The sequence below is a fragment of the Dissulfurimicrobium hydrothermale genome (assembly GCF_022026155.1).
GTDB lineage: Bacteria > Desulfobacterota > Dissulfuribacteria > Dissulfuribacterales > Sh68 > Dissulfurimicrobium > Dissulfurimicrobium hydrothermale.
The window spans coordinates 482,397-508,988 of sequence record NZ_CP085041.1 but is presented as its reverse complement, the minus strand read 5'-3'; the positions used below and the strand labels follow the sequence as shown (position 1 = coordinate 508,988).

The following is a 26,592-nucleotide window of genomic DNA, read 5'->3' as shown; positions in this document are numbered from 1 at the left end:
AAAGGATGCCGCAAGATATCTTGAGGAGGATCTGATTTGATACTTGTAACCGGGGGCGCGGGTTTTATAGGCAGCTCGATAGTCTGGAGATTGAACACCCTTGGAGAAGACAGGGTTATTATTGTCGATGAGCTTGGCCATGACGAAAAATGGAAGAATCTTGTCGGGCTGAACTATTACGATTTTATAAATAAAGACGAATTTATAGACAAAATCAAGGCCGGGCTGAACTTTGACGCCAGATCCGTTATCCATATGGGGGCAAACTCATCCACAACAGAAAAAGACGCCGACCACCTACTCCGAAACAACTATGAATATACAAAAAAACTTGCACAATACTGCCTTGAAAGGGATATCAGATTTATCTACGCCTCTTCCGCTGCCACATACGGCGATGGCTCCCTTGGCTTTGACGACAGCGAAGACCTGTGCCGTCTTCTGCGCCCTCTCAATATGTATGGCTATTCTAAAAACCTCTTTGATATCTGGGCTGTTAAGAAAGGGGTCATAGGCAGGATCGTCGGTTTGAAATATTTCAATGTGTTCGGCCCTAATGAATATCACAAAGGAGATATGCGCAGCGTGGTCCATAAGGCATTCGAACAGATCATGGATACGGGGAGGGTGAAGCTATTCAAATCGAGGAATCCGCACTACAAAGACGGTGAGCAGATGCGCGATTTTATTTACGTTAAAGACGCCGTTGATATGACCTTGTTCTTTCTCGATAAAAAAGAAAAAAATGGGCTGTTCAACGTGGGTTCGGGCAGGGCGCGCACATGGAACGACTTGGTGACCGCGATATTCAACGCCCTGGACAGGCCTGTAAATATCGAATATATCGACCTTCCTGAGCATCTTGCGGGAAAATATCAATACTTTACCGAGGCAAGACTCGAAAAGATAAAAAGGGCCGGTTACTCAAATCCCATAACTACCTTGGAAGACGGCGTAACTGATTATGTTAAAAACTATCTTTTGAAAAATAAGTACTTCGGATTTTAGGACCGCATAGCGTTAACTGTACGGCAATAATGTAACGCCACTATCCCTGGCAGTTCCTTACCCTCCAGCAGCTCCAGAAAGGCCCCACCACCGGTGGACATATAGGAGATATTGCCCTCTTCCTTGGCCTTGTGGATGGCGGCATCTGTATCGCCGCCGCCAACTATACTGAGCGCATGGCACTCCCCTATGGCCCGGGCTAACGACATGGTGCCCATCGCAAAGGAATCGAACTCAAATGCGCCCATCGGGCCGTTCCATACGATGGTCCTGGCGTCATCAACAGCCTCACGGAAGAGCCTTACAGTGGCAGGGCCTATGTCAAGGGCCATCCAGCCAGGGGGTATCTCCTGTGCGGTGACTATCTTTGTGACTGCATCTTTCTTCATCTCTTCGGCTATGACAAAGTCCACGGGCAGATAGAACTTGACGTCCTTCTCCCTTGCATGTTTCACAATCTCCCCTGCAGTCTTAACCAGGGACGCCTCAATGAGTGACGAGCCTATCCTGAAACCCATAGCGAGGAGAAAGGTGTTTGCCATGGCCCCGCCTATAATGAGCCTGTCCACCTTCTTGATGATATTCTCTATGGCGCCGAGCTTATTCGACACCTTGGCACCGCCAAGGATGGCCACAAGCGGCCGCACCGGCTCTTCAAGCGCCTTTTTAAAATAGGCAAGCTCTTTTTTAAGCAAAAACCCAGCCGCACAGGACGTTACAAATTCAGTCACCCCTGCAACCGACGCATGCGCCCTGTGCGACACGGCAAATGCATCGTTTATATAGACATCGGCAAGGGCGGCAAGGGCCTTTGCAAAGTCAGGGTCATTTTTGGTCTCACCCGGGTGGAATCTAAGGTTTTCAAGCATCAGGACACCCCCGTCCTTGAGCCCCTGCACTGCCTTTTCGACATCAGGGCCGATGCAGTCAGGGGCAAGGGGCACATCCATATCCAAAAGCCCGCCGAGCCTCTTTGCAACCGGCCTGAGGCTGTACTTTTCTATCCTCTCGCCCTTAGGTCTTCCAAGGTGCGAACAGAGTATCAGCCTTGCCCCTGATTCAAGGGCGAAACGGATACCTGGCAGCGCTGCCCTTATACGGCTGTCGTCGGTTATTTCACCGGAGTCGTCGAGCGGCACATTGAAGTCCACCCGCATGAGCACCCGTTTATCCTTCAACACCATCTCATCTATATATCTTATCATGACCACATCCCCTTTTAAGGACCCATAACCCTTTCCCAAGACCCGCCCATTACAGTATCGAATCAGCCACAGACGCCAACCTCTCCCCGAGCATATAGGTATAACTGCCGAGTTCATTGTCATACCAGGCATAAATGACCGCCTGGGTTACAGGGATCTGGATCGATGTGCAAGTGATCCCGGCACCACCTATTCCCTTACATGCAAGCCTCGGGTCCACCTCGATCACAGCGGTACGGGTGTGCGTCTCAGCGCCCTCGATTATGGCTGCGGCACGCGGGGCGCCTACTATGTCCGACGAGACATCCTGTTCCTCTGTGTATATGAGTCTTCCCTTCATCGGCCCATCGGCCGCCTCTTTATAGATATTGTTTATGACGTCGCGCTTTATGGGGTTTTCCACGCTCTCGTCCTGAATGCTCAAGACCAGTATCACAATAGAGCCGGTAGGCGTTGGTATACGCACAGACTCGGCGATGAAACCTATCTTCTTCATCTCAGGCAACACAAGGGCCAAGGCCTTTGCCGCACCAGTGGTGGTGAGTATGATGTTGTTCATGATGCTCCTATGCTTTCTCAAATCCTTCGAACCGGCGGTAGGGAGCCTGTCAAGCACCACCTGGCTGCCTGTTGCGGCGTGAACGGTTACCATTGATGCAGACAATATGCGGCTTGCGCCGAAATGATCCAGAAGGGGCTTCACCATATAGGAAAGGCATGTAGTTGTACACGATGCGGCTGATATGAGCACGTGTTTGCTGGGTATATAATCGTCCTCGTTGATACCCATGACCGTAGTTACGGCGTCCTCTGGCATAGGCAACGCCTTGTCTTTTATCTTGAACGGGGCGGAGAGCACGACCTTTGAGGCCCCTGCCTCAAGATGCCCCCTCAAGGCGCCCTTAGGGTGTTCAGCAGGTGTAGTCGGATCGGTGAATACCCCTGTGGAGTCCAACACAAGACGCACGCCGTGCTGGGCCCAGTTTATATCCTTCGGATTCCGATTCTCCCGCAGGATCGTAACCGGCATGCCGTCTATGGTCATAGTCCCCTTTTCTTCATTGAGATTCTCTATAAGCCTGCCACCCTTGAATCCATAGATATAATTACCGAGCCTGCCATACGTACTGTCACGCTCAATCGAGGCGGCTATGTCTTGAAGTCCCTGTCCAACCTGTCTACCTATGTTCACCACGATCTCGGAAAACGCCCGCTCAGCCACCTGATTCCAGAGGCTCAGTTTGCCTATCCTGCCAAGGCCGTTGATACCAAGTTTTATTGGGCGCCTTTCATTCTCAATGCTTATCATGACTGTCCTCCTGTGAAGTTACCGTTCTTCAAGTTTCATATTCATCAGGTGATAACTGGCAATGAGCTGCGCAATGGCCAGGGGATTGCTGATCTTGACCTCATTCCCATCGTGGTATTTGCCAATATAGGTTTTCGGCATGGCAATGCCGGGTAGGTGATCCCAGACAATTTTCATGACCCGTCTAGTGGTTTTATGGGCAATATCCTGGGTTATGTTAATAATATCCACCGGCAGACCGTCATCCCTGCCAAGGGTTGCGGATATGCAGCATGGCTCCTGGATGAGTCCTGAATCAATAAACCGGGATAAATCAGGATGCCTGATGGTTGGACGCAGGATCAACTGCACGTTGAGCCCGCTGCCGGTCTCTTTTTCAAGTCCCTTGGGACGGTAAAAAGAAACCACAATGTCCGCGTACACCCGTTGTGGACGAATGTATCTTTTTGAAACCTCCTCCCGTCTTTTCAAGGATTCGATCACATCGTCCCGGGTATATCCTCGTTTCTGGGTGTCCCGGGCTATCTTCCAGTCCACCCGCAGGCCCTTCTCGGGGTCCAGGTACAACTTCACGTCAAAGACATCCCGCATCCTCCGGGTATAAAAACCGAGCAACCCCTCAATGATGACAAACTCCTTTGGTTTGATATACTCGGGAGGATCGAAACACCCCGTGGAATGATTGTAAACCGGCTTCAGTATCGGCTCTCCCCGGCGCAGACAGTACAGGTGCTGTTCCATGATGTCGATATAGTTGCACTCCGGGTGCAGGGCCGATATCCCCTTTTCCTTGCGCTGGACCCTGTTGTATCTGTGATAGTCGTCTATGCAGATAACGGTTACCCGGTCCGGCCCGAGTGTGTCTTCAATTCCCTTGGTAAAGGTGGTTTTGCCGGTGCCGCTGTCTCCGACTACCCCCAACAGTATTGGGCGATTGTTTCCCATGATCTTCCTCATCCTGTAAACCTACTGCACAACTTCGGATTTCGGCTTGATGCTGCGTTACTCGTCGGCGGAAAATGCTCACATACAGGGAGTATGCCCCGCCTTTTCACCTTCCTCGCGCCTTGCCTGAGGCCGAACTTCTCGTTTTGCAGCAGGTTCCCTGTGGTTAAAATTTCACTTCAGCCCAGATCGCAAGGGCCTCTCTGAGTTCCCGGCTCTGTCGCGCGATCTGATCCAACGACTTGCCGGCCACGACCCCTTCAACAGCTTCACGGACAGCGGCGGCCCCAGCCTGGCTTCCGCGTGGATGTCCGTGGACGCCACCGCCAAAGGCCCAGATGGCGTCCTTGCCGAAGATGTCAAAAAGTATTGGCACATGCCCTGGATGAAGCCCCCCTGACGCCACTGGAAATACGGGTTTCAGGTCTTCCCAGGGCTGCATGAACCGCATGCCGTTCACCACCTTGCTGTTCCGTTCTCTGAGGATCTCAAGCCGTTCTGCAAGCTCGGTCCTGGTGCCCTCGAGCTTGCCAACCCCGGTCCCCATGTGGATGTGATCCAGTCCTATCATCCTGGCCCACTTGGAGATCACCCTGTAATCCACGCCATGGTATGGAACCCGGTCATAGGCGGCGTGCATGGCCCGGTGGCCGTGCAGGGCGAGTCCTCCCATCCGCTCAATTTCCTTTCGCAGGGAGGCTACTGCAGTGAAACCCGCCACCACAAAGTCAATCATCACGAACCGGCCGCCATGTTCTTTGACCAGGGCCGCCCGGCGCAGCATCTCTTCCGTGTCGCCGGCGGTCACGTTGCACCAGTACCCCTTCCTTTCCCCGGTCTCGGCCTCGGCTTTCCGGACCATCTCAAGGGTGTATCTCACCCGGTCATCAAAGGGATTGAAACCCTGGCTGCCCAGGTTTTCATCGTCCTTGACGGTGTCAAGGCCGCCTCTGAGGGTTTCGTAGCATCGTTTTGCGTGTTCCTTGGCGGTAAGTCCCAACTTAGGTTTGATGGTGGAGCCGGTCAGCGGCCGGTCATAGACGCCGAGGAGTTCCCGTACACCCTGAATGCCCTGGACCGGGCCGGGAAAGGACTTGACGATCTCTTTGGGAAAACGCATGTCCTCGATGCGGATACCGTCAACCGCCTTCATGCCGAAGATATTGCCGGCCAGGCTGCTCAAGATATTGGAGAGACTGCCCTTTTCTACCAGGTCCGGATGATAGGCCACATAGGCCATATCCCCCTCCACCCGGTACACATAACTTGGCAGCCGTCCGGAGATCTCTCGATCTATCTCGGTCCAGGTGCCGGTGGAAGACTCTGCGCATGCGGCCGATGCAGCCTCGATGATATCCACGTCCTTCCTGGGCCTTATCTTGAAGGCGACCAGAATATAGTCGTCGCCTGGCTCCATATCCGGCTTGTAGTAGGCGTCCGCGTATGGTTTTACGCCTTTTTCCGCTGTGATTGTGCCCATGTTTTTCTCCTTTTTTTGAGTTGAAAATAATTGTTTAGAAACCCCATCCTTCTGGAATCTCAGTCATATTTGATGGCGCTTATTCGCATGAGCGTCTCAAGGTTGTGATGGGCCTCTATGTACCGGATGGTGCCAGTGAGTCCCCTCATGACCATGGAAAACGTCCTGGCGCCCTTGCCGGTAAATTCCACCCCCCTGAGAAAGCTGCCGCCGGTGATCCCTGTGGCGGCAAAGAACACGTCATCGCCCCTGATGAGTTCCTCGGTAGTCAATACCTGTTCAAGCCGGTATCCGGCCGACAGTACCGCCTTTTTCTCCGCATCCGACTGGGGATCAAGCATGCCCTGCATCTCTCCCCCCATGATCCTGATGGCCGTGGCAGCAAGCACCCCCTCGGGGGTCCCGCCAGTGCCCATCATCAGGTCAACGCCGGTGCCCGGCATCACGGCCATGAGCGCCCCGGCCACGTCGCCGTCGGTGTGGAGCTGGATACGGGCCCCCGCAGCCCTGATCTCCTGGACAAGCTTCCTGTGCCGCTCCTTGTCCAGGACAAACACCACAAGGTCATCAACATCCTTGCCAAGGGCCTGTGCCACCCTTTTCAGGTTGTCGGCCACAGGGGCCTTGATGTCCAGTTTTCCCCTGGCCTCGGCCGGGGCGACCAGCTTTTTCATGTAAAAGGCCGGCCCTGGGTCATACATGCTGCCCCTGGGGGCCGCGGCCACCACCGAGATGGCATTGGGACGGCCATAGGCAAGCAGCCTCGTCCCCTCCACCGGGTCCACGGCCACGTCCATTTCCGGCCCCCGGCCGGAGCCTACCTGCTCACCATTGAAGAGCATGGGCGCCTTGTCCTTCTCTCCTTCGCCAATGACCACCACCCCACGGATATCCACGGAGTCAAAGCTGATCCGCATGGCGTCTACCGCGGCCTTGTCGCCCTTTTCCTTGTCGCCTTTTCCCATCCAGCGGGCAGCTGTCAGGGCCGCGGCCTCTGTAACCCGCCCCAGGTCAATGCCAAGATTATGTTGCGGTGTTTCCTTCATGTATGGGACCTCCATGTAACGGGTTGTAGAAAATTTCCTTGGATGAAGCCCTGTGTCCGTGGTGATATTCATCATTCGTCGGGGCTGATTACTGCCAAGGTGTTTGCAGCCGTGCTGGTCAAGTTAGAAATACAACTACCGTGCCACAGGACTACTGCAAGCGGGCTTGTTATAAAAAGACTATGATTTCAATATATTATTGGTGCAATTAGCAGACGGGCCGGCAGAACGGCGGGGTTTGTCTGTGCCTTCTCCGGCACATCCGGCAGGAAGGGCGGAGGTCTCAACGTGTCTGATCTGGCACAGGACGTGTGATCCCGTGCTTTTTTATGAGGCGGTACAATGTGCGCCTCGGGATACCTGAGAGTCTTGAGGCCTGGCTTACGTTTCCCTCTGCCTTTTTCAGGTAATGGAGTATCTCCTGCCTTTCGTAATCGGCAAGGAACCGGTCGCGCGATGTCTTTAATTTTGGAAGTTTTCCTTCGCCTCCAGCCGGCGGATGGTTTTTCATGGACTGGGGGATGGGAATCGCCAGGTGTCCGGGGTTGATAATCCCGTCTGTACAGACAATAACCGCCCGTTCGATAACGTTTTCAAGCTCCCGCACATTGCCCGGCCAGTCATAATTCATGAGCACTTCCAGGGCCTCATCCGAGATCCCATTAATCTTTTTGTTGAGCCTGTGTTCCGCCTTGGTGAGGAATTGGTAGGCGAGGTAGGGGATGTCCTCGGTCCTGTGGCGGAGGCTGGGAAGGACGATGGTGAAGGTATTGAGCCGGTAAAAGAGATCCTGCCGGAAATCGCCCTGCTTGATGGCCTCTTCCAGGTTCCTGTTGGTGGCGGCAATCACGCGCACTTTTACCCTCTTTGTGAGCGACGAGCCGACCGGCCTGATCTCTCCTGTCTGCAGAAACCGGAGCATCTTGGCCTGCAGTTCCATCTTCATGTCGCCGATCTCATCCAGAAAGACGGTCCCGTTGTGGGCCTCTTCCAACAACCCCTTGCAGTCTTTTTCAGCGCCGGTAAAGGCGCCTTTCACATAGCCGAAGAGCTCGCTTTCAATCAGGGTGGAGGTGAGGGCGGTGCAGTTTACTGTGATGAACGGCTGGTCCTGCAGATGACTGGCCTGGTGGATACTCCTGGCCACCAGGTCCTTGCCGGTGCCGGTCTCTCCGAGCAGCAGCACGGTGGTGGGCGTCGGCGCCACCTGGGCGATCATCTCCCTGACCATTTCGATCTGCCGTGACTTGCCGATAATAGGCCCTCCCTGCTGGATATAGAGATCATACTCCCTCTTGGTGACCTTGTATTTTGTTTCAAAATCCCAGATACGCTGGCACTCCCTGACAAGAAGCTGGACCAACCGGACAGCGGTGCCATGCAGGATGGTCGTCCCTTCAGAGCCAAATGTGGCAAGGCAGTCTTTCTGTCCCTGATCAACAAAGAGTACGATGTCGGGCGGTGGTAAGCGCCTGAGCTGAGCGCATTCGTTCCAGAGGGAAATATCAAGCCTCCTGGCCAGTTCAAGGCTTGACGGGTCGGCGTCAATATCCAGAAGGCCAACAAGCATGCAGCCCTGGATATTTGAAAGGGTCTCAAGCAGGGTTGCACACTGCCTTCCCGGTCCGACGACCAGCAGTCTCATGGAGGGCCCGACCGAAAAGGCATCTTCGCTGGTTTTTTGAGGATTGGAGAGCAAACTCACCTTTTCCGGCTCCCCAGCTCGTTTCTCAATTGTCTGGCCGCAGCTACCATGTTCCTGAGCATGGCCTCCACCTCGGGCCAGGTCCTGGTTTTCAGGCCGCAGTCAGGGTTTACCCAGAGCTTTTCCGGGGGAATACCCTCCAGGGCAAGGCGTAGGAGGTCGGTCAGTTCGTCAATGGCCGGCACCCTCGGACTGTGGACGTCGATTATGCCCGGACCTATATCGTTTGGATAGTGGAAGTCACGGAAGGTATCAAGCAGCGTCATCCTGCTGCGGCTTGCCTCCATGCTGATGACATCGGCATCCATCCTGGCGATGGCGTCCATGATATCGTTGAACTCGCAGTAGCACATGTGGGTGTGAATCTGGGTTTGGTCCCTGACCCCGCTGGTAGCAAGCCGGAAGGCGGCCACGGCCCAGTCAAGGTATTGCTGCCGGTCTCTCTGTCTGAGAGGCAGTCCTTCCCTGAGCGCGGGTTCGTCGATCTGGATGATTTTCATGCCGGCCTGTTCCAGGTCCTATACCTCATCCCGGATGGCAAGGGCCAGTTGGAAGCAGGTATCCCGCTGCGGCTGATCATCCCTGACAAAGCTCCAGCGCAGGATGGTCACCGGCCCGGTGAGCATTGCCTTCATGGGTTTTTTCGTAAGGGACTGGGCAAAGGTTGACCACAAAATGGTCATGGGATGCGGCCGGGAGACATCACCATAGATAATCGGGGGTTTCACGCAACGGGAACCATAGCTCTGCACCCAGCCATTTTCCGTAAGACAGAACCCGTCAAGCTTTGTCGCGAAATACTCCACCATATCGTTTCGTTCTGGCTCGCCGTGCACCAGTACATCAAGCCCCGCCTTCTCCTGCTGCTGCACGGCGAATTCAATGTATTCTTTCATGCTTTGGACATATTCTTCGCGGTCTGCCTCACCTTGGCGGTATCTCTTGCGTATGGCCCTGATTTCCCCTGTCTGCGGGAACGAACCAATGGTTGTAGTCGGCAGGATAGGCAGGTCGAGAAGCGCGGACTGCGCCTTTTTCCGCTCAGGGAAAGGGGAGCTACGCGTAAACATCTGCTCGGAGATTGATGCCAGCCTGTCCCTGACACCGGGATCCATCCTGCGCGTGCATGCCCTGCGGGCCGCCAGGATTTTCCGGTTTTCGATGAGAGCGTCAGGCTGCCCGCCGGAAGCCGCATCAGCAATGGCCGCGACCTCAAAACATTTTTCCCTGGCAAAGGCCAACCAGGTTCTGATTTCAGGATCAAGACCATTTTCTCCGGCAATATCCATCGGCACATGCAGGAGCGAGCAGGAGGGGGCGACCATGATCCTGTCTTGGCCCAGGACCTTGCCAGCCTGGCACACCAAGTCGATGGCCCAGTCCATGTCCACCCGCCAGATGTTGCGGCCATTCACCACGCCCATGGAGAGGGCCGTGTGGTCCGGCAGGTTTTCCAACACCGCGCCGAGCTGGCCCGGGGACTGGGCAAGATCAAGGTGGAAGGCAGCGACCGGGATCTTAATCGCTGTAGCCGGATGTGCGATCTCCCCGAAATAGGTGGCGATCATGATCTTGGCGTTACCTGCCGCCTTTGCCAGGCGGTCGTAGGCGTTGATCATCCGTTCAAGCATCTTCCGGTCAAGATCAAGGACAAGTATCGGCTCGTCCATCTGGATATATTGGCACTCCTTGCCAAGCCCTGCCAGAACTTTGCAGTATGCCCCGACAATCTCGTCCAGGTGCTCCCAGCGGTCAAAACCCGGTTCCATGCCCTTGCCAAGGTAAATATAGGTAAAGGGTCCGGGGAGTACCGGTTTTGGCTGCACCCCTGACTGGCGGGCCTCCTGCACCTGCCGGAACAGCCGGGAGGACGAAAGACGGAAGACCTGCCCCGGCCAAAATTCAGGGACAATGTAGTGGTAGTTGGTGTCAAACCACTTGGTCATCTCCATGGCAGCAGGACCAGATTCGTCCTCTGCCCGGGCCATGCGGAAGTAGGTATCCAGATCAACCTCGTTGCCTTCAAATCCGAACCGTTCCGGAACCGCACCAAGTGTCGCTGTCATGTCCAGGATGTGGTCGTAAAGGGAAAAATCTCCGACCGGCACCAGGTCAATGCCTGCATCTTTCTGTATTCGCCAGTTCTCAAGCCGGATTTCTCTGGCGGTATCCAGAAGCTGTCTCTTCGAGATCCGGCCCTGCCAGAACCCCTCAAGGGCCCATTTCAGTTCCCTGTTGCGTCCTATTCTCGGAAACCCCAGGTTATGTGTCAGCATAACTGCCTCCTTTTTTAACACATTTTTAAAAAACGTGCTACTAAAACATCAACATAACTGCCTGGCGATGCTTTTTTGTTAGATCATGAAGAGGAAAATCGCGGAGGGAACAGGAGAGAACAAGACGCAGCACAGGCCATGATCGACCTGAAAAAAGGCTGTGGCGGCATATCATCAGTTATCCTCCTGGACCCAGGCGCGAGGTCCTCAACAGGCAAACACAGGCAGGGCGTCTTCTGGCTTACGGGCCAGGGCATGCCCCCTGGTGACAGCACCTCTTGCTCGGCCCCATCCTTCCCGGGCTTTCCCAGTGGATGCAGCCATGCTGTCAGACCCGATCACAGCAGCGCGTCTGCGACGGACTCTCACCGTCTTCCGTTTCCCGCATGTGTATTCCAATTCCAAATTATAACTTTGTCGGCTTCGCTGCGCGGCTCCTCGACGTATTTATTATAATGTACTGTCTCGTCACTGCTCATTCGCCTTCGCGTTCTACTATTGTTTTGCCACGGCGGCCATAAAGGCCTCATGACGCTGCCGGTAGGGAGGAAAGGCAAAAAATGCCGAGCCCGAAACCAGGATGTCGGCGCCGGCCGCAGACAGAGAGGATGCATTTTCAAGGGTCACGCCGCCATCTATCTCTATCAGGGTTGCCGCATCCTGGGCGATGATCATTTCCTTCAGCCGCCTGGTCTTTTCAAGGCAGAAAGGGATGAACTTCTGGCCGCCGAAACCAGGATTGACGCCCATGACCAGCACCATATAAAGCTGGGGCAGGAGGTATTCCACCATAGCTAGAGGCGTGTGCGGGTTCAGGGCCACGGCAGACCGCGCCCCAAGCCTGGCTATCTCGCTGACCGTTCGTTCAAGATGCGTCTCCGCCTCGGCATGGACGCAGATGAGGTCGGCGCCGGCATCCACGAACTGCCCGATGAACCGACCGGGCCGTTCGACCATGAGATGCACGTCAAAAAACAGGTTGCTGTCTTTCCGGCAACTGGCAATCACGGCCGGGCCAATGGTGATATTGGGCACAAACATGCCATCCATCACATCCCAGTGCACCCAGGAAAGACCGGCCTCTTCAAGGGCGGCGAGCTCCCGGGCCAGGCAACCGAAATCCGCCGAAAGGAGCGAAGGAGAGAGCACCGGCATCTCAATCAACCTCCGGGTCTAGGGCGCCAGCGGCATAGCGCTCTGCCATGACATCCAGGGCAAGCGGTCTTATTTTTTCCGCCTGGCCTGCCGAGCCAAAGGCCTCGAAACGCTGCCGGCAGATATCCTTCATGGCCTCGGTGGCGGCCTGCAGGAATTTTCTTGGGTCAAAATTCTTTGGATTTTCTGCCAGGTGACGTCTGACCGCACCGGTGGACGCCAGGCGGAGGTCTGTGTCGATATTGACCTTGCGCACCCCGTGCCGGATGCCCTCCTGGATCTCTTCCACCGGTACCCCGTAGGTCTCACCAATATCCCCGCCATATTCGTTGATGATCATCAGCCACTCCTGGGGCACGCTGGAAGAACCGTGCATGACCAAGTGGGTATCCGGTATCCTGGCATGTATCTCCTTTATCCTGTCAATGGCCAGGATATCGCCGGAAGGCGGTCTCGAGAACTTGTAGGCCCCATGGCTGGTACCGATGGCGATGGCCAGGGCGTCCACTTTGGTTTTTTTCACAAAGTCCGCTGCCTGTTCCGGGTCGGTGAGCATCTGCTCCCTGGCGAGAACCCCATCCGCGCCAACACCATCCTCCTTGCCGGCCAGGGCGGTCTCAAGCGAACCCAGCACGCCAAGTTCACCCTCCACAGACACGCCGCACCCATGGGCCATTTCCACGACTTTGCTGGTGACCGCGACATTGTATTCATAGGTGGATGGGGTTTTCGCATCTTCCAGGAGGGAGCCGTCCATCATAACCGAGGTAAATCCCGACTGGATGGACTGCACACAAACGGCCGGTGAGGCCCCGTGGTCCTGATGGAGACAGACCGGGATATGGGGCCACTCCTCAACGGCGGCCAGAATCAAATGCCGCAGAAAAACAGCCCCGGCGTACCTGCGCGCCCCGGCGGAACTCTGCACAATTACCGGACTGCCGGTCTCGTGCGCCGCCTCCATGATGGCGCGCACCTGTTCCATGTTGTTGACGTTAAAAGCGGGAACCCCATAACCGTGCTCAGCAGCATGATCCAGGAGTTGCCGGAGAGAAATAAATGCCATAATATCCTCCTTTTGTTTTTTTGTTTTCCCCCTCGTCCCGTGTCGGCCCGGCGCGGGACGGCTCATTACACCTTGACGATCTTCATCGAATTTGTGCCGCCCCCCTTGCCGGGAAGGTCGCCGCAGGCGGTGATGACGATATCCCCCTCCATTGCGGCGCCCATCCGGACAAGCCTGGCTGCTGCCTCGGCATGTTGTTCCGGGGCGCTGACGGATGTGATATCAAAAGGTACCGGGTACACACCCCTGAAGAGGGTCATCCGCCGCAGGGTCTTCTCGTGACGGGCAAGGGCGTAGATCGAAACCCCTGAACTAATCCGCGACATCAGCATGGGCGTCTTGCCAGACTCGGTCAGCACCGATATGGCCTTTACCTCCAGGTGATTGGCGGCGTACATGACGGACATGGCCAAGGTCTCGTCAATGTGGGAAAACCGGGTGTCAATCCGGTGACGGGAGGTCCTGGCCACATCCTGCTTTTCCGCCTCCATGCAGATCTGGGCCATGTGGCGCACTGTCTTGACCGGAAACCGGCCGACAGCGGTCTCGGCCGAGAGCATGACCGCATCGGTACCGTCCAGTACCGCGTTGGCCACATCAAAGACCTCGGCCCTGGTGGGTATGGGGTTTTCAATCATGGACTCCATCATCTGGGTAGCGGTGATCACCACCCGGTTCAGGCATCTTGTCTGTCTGATGATCTGCTTCTGTACCGCCGGCAGTCCGGCCTCGCCGATCTCTACACCCAGGTCGCCACGGGCGATCATGACAACGTCAGCCGCTTTTATAATCTCATCCAGGGCGTAGAGGGCCTCACTACATTCAATTTTGGCGACGATGCCCCCGGTAAAACCCATGTCGTTCAGAGATTTTCTGGCCCGGATAATATCCTGCCCGCATTTTGGAAACGAAACCGCCACGTAGTCCGCATCCAGGGCCACGGCCTTTTCCATGTCATGGCGGGTCCTGGTCCCGAGGGCGTGTGACGTCAACCCTCCTCCCAGACGGTTGACACCCTTGTTGCCGGAAAGCGTTCCGCCTTCCAGCACCCGGCAGAAAATTTTTTTCTGCTCTATCTTCTCCACCTGTAGAACAATGCGGCCGTCATCCAGCAGCAGGGTATCCCCAGGCGCTACATCTGCGGCAAGATTGTGGTAGTTTATGCCAACCCCAGCCCTGGTCCCTGCCCCAGGCGGGATTTCCGGGTCAAGGACAAAGACGTCTGACTCGGCAATGTCCACCTGACCATCAGCAAATCTGGTAATACGAATCTTGGCGCCGGGGATATCCGCCATGATCCCCACTTCCCGCCCCAGTTCTGCGGCAATCCGGCGAACCTCCTCGGCCCGTCGGCGGTGGTCATGGCCCGTGCCGTGCGAAAAATTCAGGCGGACCACGTCCACCCCCGCGACGATCATCTCTTTCAGAACACCGGGAGGGTCTGTTGCCGGCCCCAGGGTGGCAACGATCTTGGTCCTTCTCATCCCGGCTCCCATTAAATCCCTTGTATTACCTTGAGCACGGTATCCACTATCGGCTGCACCTCAAAACCAAAATGTTTGAACAGCTCATTGCCCGGGCCGGACTTCCCGAAGCTGTCTATCCCTATAACCCGGCCCCTGCTGCCCGCATACCTGTGCCAACACCCGGTGTGGCCGGCCTCTACCACCACCCTGCGGGCAACATCAGAAGGCAGTACCGCCTTCCGGTATTCGCTGTCCTGGGCCTCAAAACGGTCCACTGACGGCATGGACACCACCCGGATGGGGTGTCCCATCCTGTCAAGCTCCAGGGCCGCCGCAAGGGCGAGCCCCACCTCCGAGCCGGTGGCAATGATGATCGCCTCAGGTCTTCCCTGGCAGTCTCTCAGCACATAGGCGCCCCTTGCTATATTTTCCATCTGTTCCGGCTGCCGCTCGATGTGCGGCAGCGTCTGGCGGGAGAGGATCAGACAGGTTGGCCCGTTTTCATTTTCAATGGCCGCCTGCCAGGCCACCGCGGTCTCCACTGCATCCGCCGGACGCCAGAGGCTCATGCCGGAAATCAGACGCAGACTGGCAATATGTTCAACAGGCTGATGGGTCGGCCCGTCCTCGCCCGTACCGATGGAATCATGGGTAAGCACATAGATGACCCGGAGTTTCATCAGGGCTGACATGCGCATGGCGTTTCGTGCGTAATCGGAAAACACCAGGAAGGTACCTCCATAGGGGATGAAGCCGCCGTGCAGGGCCATGCCGTTCATCATGGCGGCCATGGCAAATTCCCTGACCCCGTAATGCACATAGTTGCCGTCAAAATCAGAAGCAGGCCGGACCGGCCTGGTGCCCGACCAGTTGGTGAGATTTGAACTGGTAAGGTCAGCCGACCCGCCAACAAGTTCAGGGAGATATGACGCATATCTCCCTATGGCCTCCTGGGAGGCCTTGCGGGTGGCCATATCCCTGCCGGCTGCTTCAATATCTTTTATAAATTCTACGGCCTGGCCGGAAAATGATTCCGGCAGCTTGCCGGCGATCCTTCTTTCAAATTCCAAGGCCAGTTCCGGATAGCTCTTCCGGTAGGCGGCAAGCATCTCATTCCACTGTTGCTCCATTCGCGCACCCTTTTCTCTGGCGTCCCAACCGGCGTAAATGTCTTCGGGAATCACAAAGGGTTCATAGGGCCAGGCAAGCCTCTCCCGCGCCGCCGCGATTTCGTCCTGGCCGAGAGGAGCGCCGTGGCAGCTTGCCTTGCCGCAGGCATTGGGCGCGCCACAGCCGATTACAGTCCTGCAGCAGATGATGCTGGGCTTCAGGGTCTGGGCGCGCGCCTCGATAATGGCCCTTTTGATGGCGTCCGGATTGTGGCCGTCCACATCCCGGACGACATGCCAGCCATAGGCCTCAAACCTCTTCGGGGTGTCATCGGAAAACCAGGCGTCCACCGGGCCGTCGATGGATATACCGTTGTCATCGTAAAAAAGGATGAGTTTTCCCAGGCCGAGGGTGCCGGCAAGGGAACAGCATTCGTGGGAGATGCCTTCCATCAGACATCCGTCACCGGCAAACACATAGGTGAAGTGGTCAACTAAGTTGAAACCATCCCGGTTGAACCGGGCCGCGAGCATCTTCTCTGCCAGCGCCATGCCCACAGCATTGGCAAGCCCCTGGCCCAGGGGGCCGGTGGTCGTTTCCACACCCGGAGTCAGACCATGCTCGGGGTGGCCTGGGGTCTTTGAATGCAGACGCCTGAACTGTTTGATATCTTCTATAGTCAGGTCGTAACCTGACAGATGAAGGAGGCTGTAAAGCAGCATGGAACCGTGGCCGTTTGAAAGGATAAACCGGTCCCTGTTGAACCAGCCGGGATTGGCCGGGTTGTGCCGCATAAAGTCGTTCCATAGCACCTCGGCAATATCGGCCATACCAAGGGGCGTACCCGGGTGGCCCGATTTTGCCTTTTCGATGGCGTCCATACTGAGCACTCTGATGGCATTCGCCATCTTTTTTCGTGTAGACAAAGACATGATTCCCCCTTTTCAAAACCATGGTGTAAAGAAACCCGGCTGGTTCCTTCAGCCGTTTTTTATTCGTTTTTATTCCAGAGAAGAGAACCAAGAATCAGGCCAAATCGGTCAGACACTGAGACCAACAACAAATAACTATTTATTTCAATAAGTTATTGCAAACATAGTACGGAGGGACATGAGAATACGCCTGTGCCATAAATGGCCCAAAGAGAAAGCGGACAGGGGTACAACTTGGACGTAATTGACACATATATCATACGGTTTTGCCAGGCCTGACCTGAATCAACCGGCATAGCTGAAATTTTTGACCAGCTGGTTGTCCTGTCGGTGCTTACAGTGTATAAAAAGGCATACCCAGAAAGAAGGGGCACGAAGTTTGTCCCTGACCTGACCAGGGATGGGGAATCTATCTTGTTGTTTTTGCTGGATTCCTGCTTGCGCAGGAATGACAAAATATGGATTTTTAGAACTTCCCTTAAAGATAAATTAGGAATCATAAAGGCGTTATTATGATACTTGTAACCGGAGGCGCCGGCTTTATCGGGTCAAACTTTGTCGTGGACTGGCTCTCTAAAGGCGATGAGCCGGTTGTAAACCTGGACAAGCTCACCTATGCCGGAAATCTTGAAAACCTTATCCATCTTAAAGACGACCCAAGACACATCTTTGTCCAGGGCGACATAAACGACCGTAAGCTTATAAGCGCCCTGTTTGCAGGGCACAGGCCGCGGGCCGTCATAAACTTCGCCGCAGAGACCCATGTTGACCGCTCTATCCATGCACCCGATGATTTCATAAAGACCAACATAAACGGGACATTCAATCTCCTTAGCGAGGCCTTGACATATTGGCAAGGCCTAAACGAAGAGGCAAGGGCGCAATTCCGCCTCCTTCACATCTCGACTGACGAGGTCTACGGTTCCCTCGGGCCTGATGACCCGCCCTTTACAGAGTCATCCCCCTATGCGCCGAACAGCCCGTATTCCGCATCAAAAGCGGCGTCCGACCATCTGGTGAGGGCATTTCACCGCACATACGGCCTCCCCACACTCATCACCAACTGCTCGAACAATTACGGCCCTTATCAGTTCCCTGAAAAGCTCATCCCCCTTGTGATCCTTAACGCCGTCGAAGGCAAACCGATTCCGATATATGGAGATGGGCTAAACGTACGTGATTGGCTCTATGTCGGCGACCACTGCGAGGCGCTCAAGATCGTCCTGGCCAAAGGCAGACCGGGCGAGACCTACAACATAGGCGGCGGCAGCGAAAAGACCAATCTGGATGTCGTACACACTATCTGCACCATATTGGACGAGCTGCGTCCCGATCCAAAAGGCAAGGGCTATTCATCCCTGATAACCAATGTCAAGGACAGGCCTGGCCACGACCGCCGCTATGCTATTGATGCAGGCAAGCTGAAGTGCGAGACAGGCTGGCAGCCAAAAGAGAATTTTAAAGATGGCATCCGTAAGACGGTAACTTGGTATCTGGAGCACATGGACTGGGTGCAAAACATAAAAACCGGGACATACAAGGCATGGATGGCGCTCAATTACGGCGATAGGGGGTGGAATCCATGAAAGGGATCATCCTCGCGGGTGGTTCAGGCACAAGGCTTTATCCATCAACGATCGCGGTCTCAAAGCAGCTCCTCCCCGTCTATGACAAGCCGATGATATATTATCCGCTCAGCACCCTAATGCTCGCAGGTATCAGGGACATCCTTGTGATCTCGACCCCTGCCGACACCCCGCGCTTTGAGCAACTCCTTGGAAACGGCAACCAGTGGGGAATCAACATTTCTTATGGTGTACAACAAAGGCCCGAGGGTATCGCCCAGGCGTTCATAATTGGGGAGAAATTCATTGAAAACAAAAGCTGCGCACTAATGCTCGGCGACAACATCTTTTACGGCCACGACCTACAGGCATTGCTCAAAAAGGCCTCACAAAAACAAACCGGTGCGAGCATATTTGCCTACCCAGTAAAAGACCCTGAGCGTTACGGCGTAGTGGAATTCGACAAGAGCGGCAGGGTCATAAATATCGAAGAAAAACCAAAGATCCCGAGGTCGCGCTATGCCGTCACCGGCCTCTATTTTTATGACGGCAAGGTGACCGACATCGCAAAGGCCATAAGGCCGTCGGCAAGGGGCGAGCTCGAGATAACCGACATCAATAAGGCCTACCTCGAAAAAGGGGAACTGGACGTAGTCGTCATGGGCAGGGGCATGGCATGGCTAGACACGGGCACACATGAATCCCTGCTTGAGGCGTCTTTGTTTATCCAGACCATCGAAAAACGCCAAGGGCTCAAGGTCTCGTGTCCGGAGGAGATCGCATTCCGCATGGGATACATAGGCAAGCGCGAGCTTGAGGCCCTTGCCCAGCCGATGCTCAAAAACGGCTACGGGCAATATCTTGTCGGGCTATTGGATGGCGCAAGGGCGGTTATGTGACCTTGCGCCACACAATCAGAACTTAAAGCTCAATTGATATACGCCGTTTGTCGCGGCCATATAATCGGCCGTCCCCCTTATGGCTCCCTTGCCTGCATTGCCGTCATCATACAACCTGTCAATAGCCTGACAGACATCATAGGGGACGTTTTGAAAATGTATCCAGTGGGCAGTCAATGCCGTACCACCTGCAATCGCCGGCATGGTATAATACGAAACAGCTATTGCCCCACCATAGGGATGGGTCGGGTTGGTAAAACCGGAACCCGTCAAGATATCAGCCGCCCTCAACTCCTGCCAAAGGTCGCACTGCTCAGTACCTGTGCCTGAACAAGCAAAGTTTGGCGCAGTGGATGCAGCGCCAACCGCAATCAGGCCGTTCCCATTCCCATTTGTAACCGTAACACCTGGCCATCTGCCGCTGGCTGCAGGATCATCGCCCGGGAAATACCCATATTTATCATAATACGTATAAAGGGCGGCGAATATCTCTCTTTGCTCATTATAAAACCTCTTAATTTTCGCATTGCCGATCAGCTCGCCACCCTTCAAAACAGCGGCCAGTATGATCCCAATGATCACCAACACTATAGCCATCTCCACCAGTGTAAACCCCCTCTGCCCTCGATGATATAGACTCATAATAGATCCCCTCTCTTTGTATAGTGGACACTCATTAATTTAATTAGCACCAACCCCAACCGGCGCCGGCAGTATCCACGCCGAATACGATCGTACACCCGCCACGCCCCTTCCATCCGCAAGGACGTGAACACATAATAACAAGCAATCAGAGGGATCGCGCTGGACGCCTTCGAGGATATTCAGTCAACATTAATAAGGCTTATCAAACATATAAACCGCCGCCACATCGGTTGTGGCCCACGGCGTTGAGCTACCGGCGGTGGTTGAATTTACGGCAGTTACAGCAGTAACCGCGCCGGCCTGTATGTTGTTGACTGGGCCTGTACCTGCAAGGGTTACAGCAGTGGCCCCCCTGAATCTACCAAGTCCTGCGTCCGCAGTGCCGTCGATGGCTGTATCAACGGCCTGGATTATAGCCAGGTCATCATTGGTGAACGTAGCAGTACACGCTGCATTGGCGCATATGACCATACAGTTTTTATTTGTGCCACTGTCATAGCCTATATAAATATAATAGTTCGAACTGCCCAATTGCACTGGATTCGGCGGGATATTCTGCATGGTGCCCGTTGCTGCAAGCGTGCCTATTGCAGACCCTGCAGTCGTTTGCTCTGCCGCATCATCTCCAATAAGCCCATCTTTGTTGTCTGCATCGCCCGGAAAATAACCCATCCTGTCCATATAGGCCCACGTAAGCATCTCCCACGACTTTAAAGAGGTTATCAATTTCTTCGCCCTGGCACCTTGAATCAGGTCCTGCCCCTTGATTACCGCTCCTAAAATGATCCCAATTATCACCAACACTATCGCCAGCTCCACCAGTGTAAAACCACCTTGCCCTTTCAAGAGCCCTTTGCCACTTGCCTCTTTTGCCACCCTTACCTCTTTCATTTTTGCCTCCTTGATTTTGTTTTGCTTTTATCTGAAGGCCGGTTGCGCCACTCAAGCATCTCCATAACCACCTTGGCGCCCAGATTGGCAGCTATGGCTGGCTTTCCTTTTTAACCTCAATTTTACTGTTTTATTGCAAATGTCCTGCAATTTTAGAATATGCAAATTTTATACCAATGTTATTTGAACCAGATTTTCTTGAACTCCAGAGACAGGCTGCAAGATGTCTCAAACCTGAAGATTTCTTCTCTGAAGTCCCCTTCTTTTATGTATTTGCCGTTTCTCCATCTGTAAACCTTTGCCTTTTTCAAGGCTGGATAACACAATACATAATACCTGACGCCTTCTTTTTGATAAAGTTCAAATTTATATCTCTCATCTGTGGAGGCGTTTTTTTCAGAAACGATCTCAAAGATAACCTCCGGCGGCCTGGTAATGGTGTTTTGAATGTCATCACATACCACCATTACATCCGGCCTGACCACCGTATCACTACTGATAATCCAGTCCAGGTCCTGAAGCACATAGCATTTGGCCTCGCAGGTCTCGAGCTGTTCATCCAAATAACGGATTATTTTGGTGGCAACATACTGATGCACTGGTGTTGGAGAAGGAGACATGGCAATGGGGAACCCTTGGATGAGCTCCCATGAGCCTTCCCAGTTCCGCCAGTCTTCAAGTGTGTAGCGCAAGTCAATGGCTGTCTGCATGGATTAGCCGCCCCTTTTTGATGATTGTCTCATTTCAACAACCCCAGAAGCCTTGCGATAAACTCAAGGGAATTCTGGTTCAAAACCACCATAACGGCCACAATAATCACGGTCATGATCTTCATGTCTTTTCTGACCAGCTCTATCTCTTTCCTTAAATCTATCTCTAACTTTTCTATATCCTTTTTTAAAAGGGCTAAATCGTACTTTGTGGCGAGTTCCTTCTTGAGATTTTCCGAGATAACTGTCTGCTGTCTCTCCTCCGCCTCTTCAAAGGCCTTTTTAATGGACTCCTCCAGTGCCTTGGTTATAACGCCCGCAGCCTCTTTGCCCAGCTTTTCTTCGAGCTGCTCATATATCTTTAATGGTATGGCATAACCCATAACGGCACCTTCGACTATTTTATCATCTTCATATTTTACAATAGTCATTAATCAAGGTGATTGTCAATCAATAAAGGGGCGTTTTTTAGGCGTTTTACAACCCGCTCCCTCCCAATGGCGACAAGACAGTCAAAGAGACCCGGACCCACTGACTGGCCTGTTACAACCGTACGTACCGCATTTATTATGACGCCTGAACTAGCGCCGGTCTCATCTATGAATCCCCTTATCGCGGCCTCGGTTGCAACCTGATCCCAGATTGGAATTGCAGAAAGCCTCTCCGCAAGCACGGGGAGCCACTCTCTAAGATCAGGATGTTTGAGGATATTTTTTGCAAACGCCTTCTCGTCTACACTAAACTCATCGGAAAAATAGGCCCTGCCAAGGGTCGCGAAGTCTTTCAGTGTATGATAGCGAGCCCTTATAAGATCCAGCGTCTCAAGAAACCAGTGCCTCTTCGGTCCATCATATTCGGGATCAAAACACCCTGTGGCCTTGAGCTCCTCCTTTACATATCCAGCCAGGTCTTCTATGGGCATCGTTCTTATATAATGGGCGTTTATCGAGATGGCCTTCGGGTCAGTAAAGAATTTCGGATCGCCTGGACGGTAATTGAATATCGAATTTGCCCTGCTCACCCCCTCAAGGGAAAACGCCTCGATAAGCTCCTCTCTTGTAAATATCTCCCTGTCGTCAGGTGTATGCCAGCCGAGGAGCACCAGGAAATTTACAAGCGCCCAGGGAAGAAAGCCATGTTCTCTATAAAACTGCACTGACACCACCTCGCCGTGCGTACGTTTTGAGATCTTTTGTTTTCTGAGGTCAAGGGTCAGTGGCATGTGGGCAAATTCAGGGGGCTGCATACCAAGGGCCTTGTATATGAGTATCTGCCTCGGGGTATTGGCAAGCCCGTCCTGCCCCCTTATGACATGCGTAATCCCGTCGTTCATGTCATCCACTGCATTTGAAAGAAGATAGAGCGGAGATCCATCAGAACGCAGGATAACAAAGTCTTCTATATCATCATAGTGTTTTTCTATCGGGCCATAGACAAGATCGTTGAAAACAAGAGTGTCTTCCGAATCGGGCGTCTTGAAACGGACAACGTACGGAATACCCCTTGCCTCCATTTCAGCCGCCTTCGCAGGACTTAAATCCCTGCATGTGCGGTCGTATTTGTAGGGTTGTTTTAATGCCTTCGCCGTCTCGCGCTTTGTATCAAGCTCTTCTTTGGTACAGAAACACCTGTAGGCATGACCAAGCTCAATCAACCTCATCGCGGCCTTCTTGTGCGCATCTATGTTGGCTGACTGAAAATACGGACCCTCATCCCAGTCGATCCCGAGCCACCTAAGCCCGTCCAATATGCCCTCGATGGATTCCGCAGTCGAACGCTCGGCGTCAGTGTCTTCTATACGCAAAATAAAATCCCCCTTGTGCTTTCTGGCGAAAATCCAATTGTAGATAGCCGTTCTTGCACCCCCTATGTGGAGATATCCTGTCGGACTCGGCGCAAACCTGACGCGAACCCTTTTTGTTCTTTCAGACATGACCTTCCCCTATGGTTTCATCTTCTGGCTTAAAAGATTAAAATAGTAGTCTTATCTTTTAAAGACTACAAGGGATTTTAATGCCAGAAAAAATACGTCCTTTTAAAATACAATCGCCCTTTCAGCCGTGCGGAGACCAACCTGAGGCCATAAAGCACCTCGTTGACGGCCTCAAAAGGGGGTGTAAGCATCAGGTGCTCCTTGGCGTAACCGGATCGGGCAAGACCTTCACTATGGCGAATGTGATCGCCTCGATGCAAAGACCGGCCCTGGTGATCGCCCCAAACAAGACCCTGGCTGCCCAATTGTTCGGTGAATTCAAGGCCATGTTCCCGGAAAATGCGGTTGAATATTTTGTAAGCTACTACGATTACTATCAACCCGAGGCCTATATCCCACAATCCGATACTTATATTGAAAAGGACTCGGCCATAAACGACTTCATAGACAGGCTCAGGCACAGCGCCACACGCTCGCTCCTTACCAGGCGGGACGTCATTATAGTCGCAAGCGTCTCCTGCATCTACGGCCTCGGCCCCCCTGAGGAATATGAAAAGATGCAGCTATACCTCCGTATAGGCGATAACCGACCGCGGGAATACATCATCGAAAGACTCGTCGCCATGCTCTATGAACGAAATGAGGTGGACTTTCACCGGGGTACGTTCAGGGTAAGGGGCGACATAATCGACATATTCCCTGCCCACGAAGAAGAACGTGCCGTAAGGGTTGAACTCTTCGGGGATGAAATCGAGGCCTTAAGTCTCATAGATTCCCTCACAGGCAAGACCATCGGCGCCTTGAGAGACACGGTCATCTACCCGTCGAGCCATTATGTCACTACTGAAGGCGGGCTTAAACAGGCGATACTCGGCATAAAGGCCGAGCTTGAAGAACGGCTCATGTTCTTTGAATCCAAGGGCAGACTCGTCGAGGCCCAACGCCTGGAGCAGCGTACAAATCTGGACCTCGAGATGCTTCAAGAGCTAGGTTGGTGCCACGGGATAGAGAACTATTCAAGGCACCTTTCAGGCCGGGCGCCGGGTGTTCCACCCCCGACGCTCATCGAATATTTCCCCAGAGATTTTCTGGTCTTTATAGACGAAAGCCATATAACCATACCGCAAATCGGCGGCATGTACGCCGGCGACAGATCGAGAAAGGAGACATTGGTGGAGTTCGGCTTCAGGCTCCCTTCCGCCCTCGACAACAGGCCTCTTCGCTTCGATGAATTCGAAAAGGCGATAGGCCAAGTCATATATGTCTCGGCCACTCCTGGGCCCTATGAGCTGGGGAAGGCAGGCCTGCACGTCGTCGAACAGATCATAAGACCCACCGGTCTTCTGGACCCTATAATGGAAGTAAGACCTGCCAGCACCCAGGTAGACGACCTGCTCTACGAGATCAGGAAGAGGGTTGAGCGGAATGAAAGGGTGCTCGTCACCACCCTCACAAAACGAATGGCCGAGGACCTGACCGAATATTATGCATCGGTCGGAGTAAGGGTCGAGTACCTGCATTCAGACATAAAGACTGTCGAGAGGGCGCGCCTCATCCAAAGTCTAAGGCGTGGAGACTTTGATGTGCTTGTCGGAATAAACCTCTTGAGAGAAGGCCTTGACATCCCAGAGGTCTCCCTTGTGGCGGTGCTCGATGCGGATAAAGAAGGGTTTCTACGCTCCGAACGCTCGCTAATCCAGACCGCTGGCAGGGCGTCGAGGAACAGTGAAGGCATGGTGATCCTCTATGCCGACAAGGTCACGGAATCCATGAAAAGGGCCATGTCAGAAACGCATAGGAGGCGGAGACGCCAGATGGAGTACAATAAGACCCACGGCATCACCCCGCTCACCATAAGCAAAACGGCAAGGGACGCTCTATCCTCAATGTATGAATATGAACGGAGAAATACCGATCTTACAAAGGATGGGGTCTTTGGATGCATCGACGGCGGGATCAATCTTGAAGCAAGAATAAAGGCCCTTGAAAAAGAGATGAAGGCTGCGGCCAAGGCCCTTGATTTTGAACGCGCGGCCAGGATAAGGGACGAGATCAAGGGACTGAAAGGGCTTACCGGATAGCTGCAGGGGGTCCAGTTGAAAATCCTTTGACAAAATATTCGGCAAAGCGTATATTTTCAGGCAAAAGAAAATTTTAATGGGGTAATTTATGATCGCCGCAGACACCTTGACCGCAAGCCTTGAAGACTATCTGGAAGGCATTTTTCACATCATTACAGAAAAACAGGCGGCCAGACCCAAAGACATCGCCAGACGGCTCAAGGTCGGCAACTCATCCGTTACTGGTGCACTTCGTGCCCTGGCAGACAAGGGGCTGATCAACTATGCCCCACATGACCTGGTCACGCTCACCCAGAGCGGCAAGGCCGTCGCAAAGGATATAGTACGACGCCATGAAGTCCTGCGGGACTTCTTTGTAAACGTCTTGGCAGTGGACTATGGGATCGCCGACAAAACCGCCTGCCAGATGGAACACGCGATCCCAAAGGTCATCCTGGAACGGCTGAGCCAGTTTATAGAGTTTGTTGAGACATGCCCCAGGGGAGGGACAAAATGGCTTGCCGGATTTGGCTATTACTGCGACCAGGGCCGCTCCCACGAAAACTGTGAAGAGTGTATCTCCACGACCCTGGAGGCTGTAAAAAAACATATACAACAAGGGGGTAAAAAATCGATGGCCAATACCAATCTAAAGGCATTGAAACCTGGCCAGAAAGGCAGGGTCATAAAGATCAGGGGCCGTGGTGAGACAAACAAACGGATTGCGGCAATGGGAATAACCCCTGGCTCTCTGGTAGAGGTCGAACGCGTTGCCCCGCTGGGCGATCCGGTGGACGTCAAGGTCAAGGGATACCACCTCTCCCTTCGTAAAGACGACGCGGAATCGATAGAAGTGGAATTGATCGAATAAGAATAAGTAAAAATGGAGGAAAGATCGTCATGTCGCTTGCAATGGTTGAAAATGGCAAAAGGGTGCGACTCTTAGGGGTCAAGGCCGGCTGCGAGCTAAGAAGTCGGTTGTCGGTCCTCGGACTCATACCGGGTGTCGAGATCGAGATGATACAAAACCTCGCGGATGGGCCGGTAGTAATAGGACTTAATGGATCTAGGTTGATGCTGGGCCGCGGGATGGCACAGAAGATTATAGTTAGATAATTTTTTTGTACCTTTGTTTCGTTAAAACTAAAATTTTATGCCATACCTAAATAAAAAACCAGTCAAAAAA

General features: G+C 53.6%; 21 protein-coding genes, 1 pseudogene and 1 riboswitch. Of the genes and pseudogenes, 6 read left to right on the top strand and 16 right to left on the bottom strand.

The features are described from left to right. The first annotated feature begins 36 nt into the window (after positions 1-36). Complete coding sequence (gene rfaD / locus LGS26_RS02385; RefSeq protein WP_237889065.1) at positions 37-1,008, top strand: ADP-glyceromanno-heptose 6-epimerase; 972 nt, start codon at positions 37-39, stop codon at positions 1,006-1,008. Here the strand turns inward: rfaD and LGS26_RS02380 are convergent. The 11 genes and pseudogenes from LGS26_RS02380 to tkt all read right to left on the bottom strand — a co-directional run bounded on the left by LGS26_RS02380 (position 1,005) and on the right by tkt (position 16,697). After that, complete coding sequence (locus LGS26_RS02380) at positions 1,005-2,213, bottom strand: phosphoglycerate kinase (RefSeq protein ID WP_237889064.1); 1,209 nt, start codon at positions 2,211-2,213, stop codon at positions 1,005-1,007. The genes rfaD and LGS26_RS02380 overlap by 4 nt on opposite strands. A gap of 49 nt (positions 2,214-2,262) precedes the next feature. Then, positions 2,263-3,492, bottom strand: a complete 1,230-nt coding sequence (locus tag LGS26_RS02375) for a type I glyceraldehyde-3-phosphate dehydrogenase (protein WP_237889824.1) — start codon at positions 3,490-3,492, stop codon at positions 2,263-2,265. A gap of 48 nt (positions 3,493-3,540) precedes the next feature. Continuing rightward, the gene (locus LGS26_RS02370) at positions 3,541-4,467 is read right to left on the bottom strand and encodes a phosphoribulokinase (protein WP_237889063.1); all 927 of its coding nucleotides are present in this window, start codon (positions 4,465-4,467) and stop codon (positions 3,541-3,543) included. Between the two features lie 166 nt (positions 4,468-4,633). Then, on the bottom strand, positions 4,634-5,947 hold the full coding sequence (locus tag LGS26_RS02365) for a ribulose-bisphosphate carboxylase large subunit (protein WP_237889062.1): 1,314 nt from the start codon (positions 5,945-5,947) through the stop codon (positions 4,634-4,636). 59 nt (positions 5,948-6,006) lie between these two features. After that, positions 6,007-6,993, bottom strand: coding sequence for a class II fructose-bisphosphatase (gene glpX, locus LGS26_RS02360; protein ID WP_237889061.1), 987 nt, complete (start codon positions 6,991-6,993; stop codon positions 6,007-6,009). A gap of 283 nt (positions 6,994-7,276) precedes the next feature. Then, the gene (locus LGS26_RS02355) at positions 7,277-8,698 is read right to left on the bottom strand and encodes a sigma-54 interaction domain-containing protein (protein WP_237889060.1); all 1,422 of its coding nucleotides are present in this window, start codon (positions 8,696-8,698) and stop codon (positions 7,277-7,279) included. Further along, positions 8,695-10,974 (bottom strand): annotated as a pseudogene (gene metE / locus LGS26_RS02350) (5-methyltetrahydropteroyltriglutamate--homocysteine S-methyltransferase). Before metE ends, LGS26_RS02355 begins: the two are co-directional and overlap by 4 nt. A 231-nt stretch (positions 10,975-11,205) precedes the next feature. Next, a riboswitch (cobalamin riboswitch) is annotated at positions 11,206-11,351 on the bottom strand. 118 nt (positions 11,352-11,469) lie between these two features. After that, positions 11,470-12,129 carry a ribulose-phosphate 3-epimerase gene (gene rpe, locus LGS26_RS02345; protein WP_237889059.1) on the bottom strand — a complete coding sequence of 220 codons (660 nt, stop codon included), beginning with the start codon at positions 12,127-12,129 and terminating at the stop codon, positions 11,470-11,472. A 1-nt stretch (position 12,130) separates the two neighbouring features. Beyond that, the gene (gene fba, locus LGS26_RS02340; RefSeq protein WP_237889058.1) at positions 12,131-13,195 is read right to left on the bottom strand and encodes a class II fructose-bisphosphate aldolase; all 1,065 of its coding nucleotides are present in this window, start codon (positions 13,193-13,195) and stop codon (positions 12,131-12,133) included. Positions 13,196-13,260: 65 nt separating this feature from the next. Beyond that, positions 13,261-14,679: a pyruvate kinase gene (gene pyk, locus LGS26_RS02335; protein WP_237889057.1), complete on the bottom strand. Its 1,419-nt coding sequence runs from the start codon at positions 14,677-14,679 to the stop codon at positions 13,261-13,263. A gap of 11 nt (positions 14,680-14,690) precedes the next feature. Then, positions 14,691-16,697, bottom strand: a complete 2,007-nt coding sequence (tkt, locus tag LGS26_RS02330) for a transketolase (protein ID WP_237889822.1) — start codon at positions 16,695-16,697, stop codon at positions 14,691-14,693. Positions 16,698-17,215: 518 nt separating this feature from the next. On the opposite strand from tkt, the gene rfbB reads away from it, so the two are divergent. Next, positions 17,216-18,289 carry a dTDP-glucose 4,6-dehydratase gene (gene rfbB / locus LGS26_RS02325; RefSeq protein WP_237889056.1) on the top strand — a complete coding sequence of 358 codons (1,074 nt, stop codon included), beginning with the start codon at positions 17,216-17,218 and terminating at the stop codon, positions 18,287-18,289. Then, positions 18,286-19,167, top strand: a complete 882-nt coding sequence (gene rfbA, locus LGS26_RS02320) for a glucose-1-phosphate thymidylyltransferase RfbA (RefSeq protein WP_407932026.1) — start codon at positions 18,286-18,288, stop codon at positions 19,165-19,167. The genes rfbB and rfbA overlap by 4 nt, the downstream gene beginning before the upstream one ends. A gap of 15 nt (positions 19,168-19,182) precedes the next feature. Here the strand turns inward: rfbA and LGS26_RS02315 are convergent, their stop codons facing one another. From LGS26_RS02315 to gltX, 5 genes are all read right to left on the bottom strand, one after another. Continuing rightward, on the bottom strand, positions 19,183-19,809 hold the full coding sequence (locus tag LGS26_RS02315; RefSeq protein ID WP_237889054.1) for a prepilin-type N-terminal cleavage/methylation domain-containing protein: 627 nt from the start codon (positions 19,807-19,809) through the stop codon (positions 19,183-19,185). Positions 19,810-20,001: 192 nt separating this feature from the next. After that, the gene (locus LGS26_RS02310) at positions 20,002-20,703 is read right to left on the bottom strand and encodes a prepilin-type N-terminal cleavage/methylation domain-containing protein (RefSeq protein ID WP_237889053.1); all 702 of its coding nucleotides are present in this window, start codon (positions 20,701-20,703) and stop codon (positions 20,002-20,004) included. 179 nt (positions 20,704-20,882) lie between these two features. Then, the gene (locus tag LGS26_RS02305; RefSeq protein WP_237889052.1) at positions 20,883-21,413 is read right to left on the bottom strand and encodes a Uma2 family endonuclease; all 531 of its coding nucleotides are present in this window, start codon (positions 21,411-21,413) and stop codon (positions 20,883-20,885) included. 29 nt (positions 21,414-21,442) lie between these two features. Further along, positions 21,443-21,844 carry a hypothetical protein gene (locus LGS26_RS02300; RefSeq protein ID WP_237889051.1) on the bottom strand — a complete coding sequence of 134 codons (402 nt, stop codon included), beginning with the start codon at positions 21,842-21,844 and terminating at the stop codon, positions 21,443-21,445. Then, the gene (gene gltX, locus LGS26_RS02295; protein WP_237889050.1) at positions 21,844-23,346 is read right to left on the bottom strand and encodes a glutamate--tRNA ligase; all 1,503 of its coding nucleotides are present in this window, start codon (positions 23,344-23,346) and stop codon (positions 21,844-21,846) included. Before gltX ends, LGS26_RS02300 begins: the two co-directional genes overlap by 1 nt. Positions 23,347-23,426: 80 nt before the next feature. Here gltX and uvrB point away from each other — a divergent pair, with 80 nt between their 5' ends. The 3 genes from uvrB to LGS26_RS02280 all read left to right on the top strand — a co-directional run bounded on the left by uvrB (position 23,427) and on the right by LGS26_RS02280 (position 26,522). Further along, positions 23,427-25,427 (top strand): excinuclease ABC subunit UvrB, encoded by a 2,001-nt coding sequence (gene uvrB, locus LGS26_RS02290; protein WP_237889049.1) that lies wholly within the window; start codon positions 23,427-23,429, stop codon positions 25,425-25,427. An 88-nt stretch (positions 25,428-25,515) separates the two neighbouring features. Next, entirely contained in the window at positions 25,516-26,277 is a 762-nt protein-coding gene (locus LGS26_RS02285) for a metal-dependent transcriptional regulator (RefSeq protein ID WP_237889048.1), read from the top strand. Between the two features lie 29 nt (positions 26,278-26,306). After that, on the top strand, positions 26,307-26,522 hold the full coding sequence (locus tag LGS26_RS02280; RefSeq protein WP_237889047.1) for a FeoA family protein: 216 nt from the start codon (positions 26,307-26,309) through the stop codon (positions 26,520-26,522). Positions 26,523-26,592 lie beyond the last annotated feature (70 nt).